This window comes from Mesorhizobium sp. M6A.T.Ce.TU.002.03.1.1, from assembly GCF_003997275.1.
GTDB classification, from domain to species: domain Bacteria; phylum Pseudomonadota; class Alphaproteobacteria; order Rhizobiales; family Rhizobiaceae; genus Mesorhizobium; species Mesorhizobium mediterraneum.
In genome coordinates, this window is sequence record NZ_RZTI01000216.1 from 1 (window position 1) to 5608 (window position 5608).

At 63.5% G+C, this 5608-nt stretch carries 6 protein-coding genes; 3 read left to right on the plus strand and 3 right to left on the minus strand.

Annotated elements, in window-relative coordinates:
* Both EOC93_RS32285 and EOC93_RS32290 read right to left on the minus strand, forming a co-directional pair.
* Positions 1 to 293, minus strand: a 293-nt coding sequence (locus tag EOC93_RS32285; protein ID WP_245461598.1) for a hypothetical protein, incomplete at its 3' end; no start/stop codon positions are given.
* Positions 294 to 405: 112 nt separating this feature from the next.
* Positions 406 to 1659 carry a hypothetical protein gene (locus EOC93_RS32290; RefSeq protein ID WP_095489214.1) on the minus strand — a complete coding sequence of 418 codons (1254 nt, stop codon included), beginning with the start codon at positions 1657 to 1659 and terminating at the stop codon, positions 406 to 408.
* A gap of 150 nt (positions 1660 to 1809) precedes the next feature.
* Here EOC93_RS32290 and EOC93_RS32295 point away from each other — a divergent pair, with 150 nt between their 5' ends.
* Positions 1810 to 2850, plus strand: coding sequence for a CapA family protein (locus EOC93_RS32295; RefSeq protein WP_095488869.1), 1041 nt, complete (start codon positions 1810 to 1812; stop codon positions 2848 to 2850).
* 126 nt (positions 2851 to 2976) lie between these two features.
* Positions 2977 to 3948: a DUF3137 domain-containing protein gene (locus EOC93_RS32300; protein ID WP_095489215.1), complete on the plus strand. Its 972-nt coding sequence runs from the start codon at positions 2977 to 2979 to the stop codon at positions 3946 to 3948.
* On the opposite strand, the gene EOC93_RS32305 is transcribed toward EOC93_RS32300, so the two are convergent.
* A complete protein-coding gene (locus EOC93_RS32305; protein ID WP_127206631.1) occupies positions 3945 to 4454 on the minus strand; it encodes a hypothetical protein in 510 nt (169 codons plus the stop codon). The two genes, EOC93_RS32300 and EOC93_RS32305, sit on opposite strands and share 4 nt — an antisense overlap.
* Positions 4455 to 5346: 892 nt before the next feature.
* Between EOC93_RS32305 and EOC93_RS32310 the strand changes: the two genes are divergently transcribed.
* Positions 5347 to 5608 (plus strand): diacylglycerol kinase family protein (locus EOC93_RS32310; protein ID WP_164759369.1); only part of this gene is annotated, 262 nt, incomplete at its 3' end.

A 5608-nucleotide genomic window follows, 5' to 3' on the forward strand; every position in this document is an offset into this window, starting at 1 on the left:
TCCTTATGCTGAGCACTTCCTTTGCCGACCCCCTCTGTCGCCTTCGGCGACATCTCCCCCTCAAGGGGGGAGATTTGGCGCTCGGCTTCCTGCTCTATCTGCTCGGCCCAATCGGCGATCGAGCCGGTCAGCGGCGTGCCTGAGAATTCGGCCTGCGGCGCCTCGGCGAAGCCGCCCTTGTGCAACGGCTCCGATGCATCGAGGAAATCGGTCAGCGGGCTGCGCCGCTTGGGCGGCGAAGCGCGATCATCACGCGCCGGCGGCGGCGTCTTTTTGTCAGGAAGTTTGGCCATGCCCCGAATATGGGAGGTATCGGCCGAAATGGAAAGAGCGGAGTGACGAGGGGCGCGGGACGAACTTAAGCTGCTGACACAAGGGTGTCAGGAGCGATGTTGAAACACGCCCTCAGTTAAACCACAGCGCAAACGTCAAAAACCCGGCGCCGCCGAACTGGCGCTGGATCTGGTCAAATTCCTCGCTGGTGAGGATCTTCCCGCTTTCGAGATAGGGTGCGATCGCCGGGCCGGTGATCGACAGCACCAGATCGAAGGGCTTCGGCTCGTCGAAGAAGCGCTTCATGTTGATGCCTTTGTCGGCGATGCGGAAATGCGGCAGCAAGGTGCGGCCTTCGAGCAGATCCTCGGCCATATCAAGCGCGGCGTGCCAGGCTTGGACCTGCTCCTCGCCGACCTCCAGGCCGGTGAGCGGGCTGGCACCTTTCTGTTGCGGGCCGGGCAGCCATTCACGGTCGTTGTCGGTCTCGGCGCGGATCGCCTTCCAGTCCTCGCGCGACAGCCGGATCATCTCCATGAGATGGCGGCGTGCCGCCTGCCGGCGCTCCGGCTCGACCACCGGCCAGTTAACCAGATGCACCAGCGAGATGAAATCGGCCAAGCGCCATTCGGACGATAACATGCTTCCGCCCATGCCGCCGTCCGGCGGAACGAGCGTGTCCTGCAGCGGCAGCTTGGCGCGTGGGAATAGCATGTGGAAGGAGCCGTCGAACATGGTCCTGAAGTCATGCGCCAGCCAGAAGTCCGCCTGCGCCATCAGGAACTCGGCATAGCCCTGCAGCCAGTAGCCGTCGGCGCGGTCGAAGCGGAAGGTGAGGGCAGGTGCGGCCGCGTCTGGCGCACCGCCGCCGCGTGACAGAGACGCCATGATCGCGGCGGCACTTTCGTTCGGCGCGATCTGGTCGTCCTCGTTGAGATCGATGCCGAGACGCGTGAGGTCGACCTCCATGCCGATATCGGCACCGGCAGGCACGGACCCAAGTGTGGCGGCGGATTTCTGCAGCCGGTCGCGGAAGGCGACCAGGATGGCGCGGAAGTCATCGTAGGTCAGCGGTTCGGGATTGGGATTGTCCGGCACCGGCAGCCGCATCAGCGGCAGCATGAACGATTGCGGGCTCTCGAAACCGTGGCGATGCAGGCCGCCGGCCAGGATCTCCAGCGCGGTGAAGAATTGGCCGGCGCCGGCGGCGTAAGCCGACGCGGGATCACCGGGCGCGGCGGCTTCGAGTGCGGTAAGCGTGCTGTTGCGGTCCGCTACGGTTTTTGCCTCGAACAGGGCGGCCGGTTCGGGGGATGCGGCATCAGCGGAAGCAACCGGCAGCAGCAGAATAAGGGCGAATGCCAGCAGGCTCGAAAATCGCGTCATCTTGGTCCTCCAGGGCTTCATGCCGACCATACATGCATTTCGCGTGTCGCGCCTGTCGCAGGCGCCTCGCCCATATGAATCCGAACGGAAGCGCTTCGCTATATCGGGCTCATCGTCTACCGTGGCCGTTCATTCCGGTGCAGGCTGCGCGTGTCGAACTATCCGCTTTCCTACAAATTGTCTTGGCTGCCACGTTTCCTGAAGCCGACGCTTAGTGGCGACGGCGATGGTTTTGCGCCAGCGGCAGGAACGATGATCGAGCCGCCACCGGCGCGAACGGTGCGGCTCGCCTTTGTCGGTGATATCTCGGCGGTGGCCAATCGAACAGCGCCGCAATGCGACCCGGCTATCAAGGCGCTGCTCGCCTCCGCTGACCTTGTGGTCGGCAATTGCGAAAGCCCGGTGGTGGAGCGACCGAGCGCGGCGATGGGCACGAAGCTTGGCACCCATCATGCCATGACCGAGCGGTTTCTCGCCGAGGCGCTGGCGGCCGCCGGCATCTCGCATGAGAAGCTGGTTTTGTCGCTCGCCAACAATCATGTGCTCGACCAGGGCGTCGACGGGTTCGACAAGACCGTGGCGGCGCTGAACCGTCTCGGCATCCGCAGCATCGGTACCGCCGTCGCCGGTCCGGTCGAGCGCCTTGCGGTCGGGCCGCTGACAATAGGCTTTGCCGCTTTCACGCTGTGGCGCAATGCCGGCGCGGCTGCGTTCGCGGGCCGTGTGTCGATGCAAGGCGACCCGGCACAATGGCCACGCGGCAGCGATGTTGACCTCGCCTGCGCGGTGCCACATTGGGATTGGGAGTTCCGGCACTTTCCCCAGGCCGCAACGCGGGCACTGGCACAGCATTTGGCCGCGCAAGGCGTCGGGCTGATAGCCGGCCACCATGCCCACGTCTTGCAGCCGGTGGAGCGGATCGGCAAGGCGCTCGTCGCCTATGGGCTCGGCGATTTTCTTGGCACCGCCTTTGCGCGCCAGCCCTGGCCCGGCCGCATCGGGGGCATCCTGACCGTGGATATCAGCGCTGACGCCGGCACGCGTGGCGCCATTGTCGCCTACCGGCTGCACCCCTTCATGCGGCTGCGGGCTGGTGACCACGAGCGGCTGGTTCCAGTCGAGGCGCTGGAGGGTGCATTAAGGCAAAAGGTTTTGGCGCGTCTGGATACGGTTTTTGGTAACGGGAATTGATGGCTGTGTTGACTGGTGGCTCAGACAAATCGTGCGGGCTCACCATCCCACCGCTGTAGTCGCGCGACTTTCGGCAAAATCAGCTATTGTCCGAGCTGGGTGATCGGTCTTTCGACGGGGATGGCGATGGAAGCAGCGGATTTCATGCCTGACGAAACTGACATCGCCGACATCAAAAGGAATCTCGAGGCCTATGAGGCCAGGCGGGCTTCGGCCTACCGGCAAGTCCGCTGGCGGGTGCCGCTGTTCGTCGGCCTGGTGCTGGTGTTCGTGGCGCTTATGGCCTGGCTCTTCAATATGGTCGCCGATCCCTACGAGCGATGGTTCTCGACGCCGCATGTGCTGCTCTATGTCGTCGGGTTCGTGGCGGCGATCCTGCTCTATTTCCAGGCGGTCAAGCCGACGAGCACGTTGCAGCAATCGTTCCGCAAGACACTGCTGCCGATCATCTTCGGTTTCATCAGGGATATGCGCTACGAGCACGACGTGACACCGAATTCGTTCGATCGGCTGCCGCGCGAGACGATCGGCACGTTCAACAGCAAGCGCTTCGACGACGTCATATCCGGCCGCTACGAGGGATTTCCGTTCGAGTTTTACGAAGTGGATCTCCGGCAAGGCACGGGCAAGAGCGGAACGATAGCATTCAAGGGGGTCGTCGTCGCCTTCGAGACCGTCGTGCCGTTTCCCGGCATATTGGTGGCGGCGCGGCGGGCCAACATGGCCGTCGGTTTCTTCCGCGGCATGTTCGCTAGCAAGATGCAGGAATTGTCATGCGGCGTGCCCGAGCTCGATGCCGCCTACGACTTCCGCACCGACAATGTCGAGGCGGCGCAGCCACTGGTAAGCGGCCGGCTGGCGCAGGCACTGACATGGCTTAGCGAGACACGGCCTGATGATCCGGCGCGGGTTGCGCTCAATGGCAGCGACGGTTTTCTGCTGTTGCCGCAGACCAAGGACTTCTTCGAGCTGCCTGATATGTCCGTGCCGCTCGACTATGCCAAGCATGTCGCGCCGATGATATCAGACATGGGCACGATGCTGGCGACGGCCGCGCTGGTGCGCAAGATCGGCGCAAGGGACGAGGCGGCGAGTTAGCCGCTGGGCATCTTGGCCGCCAGCCAGTCAGCCGACCGCTTCGCCAGGCCGATCGTTGCGGATGCGGCGCGGCCGAGGTCGGTCTTGACCACGGCGTAGCCGGTCTTCCTGCGATAGAGCACGGCGCGACCGCCATCGACCGCCGCTTCATAGGCAACCGGCCTGGCAGCCTCCGTTTCCATCGCCGTTGCCTGCGCCCCGACCGCAACGCTGGGGCGACGGCTCAATTCTGAGGGGAGCCGGTCGGTGGCGTTCTGCGTTGCCGTCGTCAACTCAGGCGTGGAGGCCGTCGTGGCAAGCTGTGACGACGGCGTCTGCGTCGTGCGGCAGATGCCGGAGACGAGCGGATAGTTGAAATTACGCTGGTGCAGCATCTGGCTTTTCATGGCCGCTTCGCAATCGGCGATGGTCGACCACTTGGCCGGCGTCTCACCGATATATTCGCAAAGCTTGGCGTCGCAGTCGCAACCGACGATGGTCATCGCGACAAGGGCGGTCTTGATCACGGTTTTATGCCTTTTGAGTTGCTCTGCCAAATATCACTGGGATCGTTCGCGTGGCCGAAAAGGACACGCGACGCTGAAAGCTCATCAATCGCTGTGGATCAAGGCGGGATTTGGCCGCGATTGTGGAATGAGCGTGACGGTGCGCCGCGTAATTTTTCACGGCCGCTGACTGTGGCCGAAAGGTCTCACCAATCGTAGACGTGTTCGAACCTGACGGCTGGTTCAAATGAAGCAGACGGTCGGATAGCGACAGGAGCCCAAAGACAGTCGGCGCCGGGATTTCTCCCAGCGCCTCCCTGTCAGATCAGGACACGGTCGCGGCAGCAACTTCCGTAAAGACGTCGCGCCATGCCGGCCTTGATGTTGACGGTCCTGCCAGCCACTGCCCGAGGGCAGCGTCCGTTCGGGACCTCGCCAGTCTCTACCCTTGCGAGCTTCGTCCAGCGCGCCATCGAAGGTTTTTGCCGTCCTTCATGGCAGCATCGGTCCGCCGTAGGCGTTCGCACGCTTTCCGCGGCCCCGTAGGTCTCGGCATCCCTCCTCAAAACAGGCAAGCCTGCTTTCATTCGGGGCCGTACGGGCCTCAGGAAATCCGCCGTTTCGCCTTGCCTTTCGACTTGGCGATCGGTAGCCGCCTGAGATGGGTTTAATATACGGGGGATAAGCGTTCGGCGAAACAGCGACGAGCCTGTGAATAGCGGGATTATCGGGGACTGAGCTCGGCGGCGCAGCGTTTTTTTGGACGAGATGCAGGGGGGCGGACACGCCCTGATCTGCGGCGAGCAGCATGATCAGACATTCGGCCCTTGCTCCGCAGAGCGGCGCGGGCTTCAATGCCGGCAAAGGGCTTTTAGGACAGCAGTGTCGTTGCTGGCCTTTGGGGAGGACGTTCTTGAAGGTCGGGGTGATTCTCAATCCGATTGCCGGCGGCGGCTGGCTCAAACGGCATTGGCCCGAGGTCAATGCTTCGCTCAAGAGACATTTCGGCGATTTCGAGCTGCGCGAAACACAGGCGACCGGCGACGCTGAACGGCTGGCGCTCGTCCTTGCCGCCAGCGGCTTCGACCTGGTGATCGCGGCGGGCGGCGACGGCACCGCCAGCGAAGTGGCCGACGGGCTGTTGCAGGCGTTCGCAGAAAGCGGCCGGACGGCCG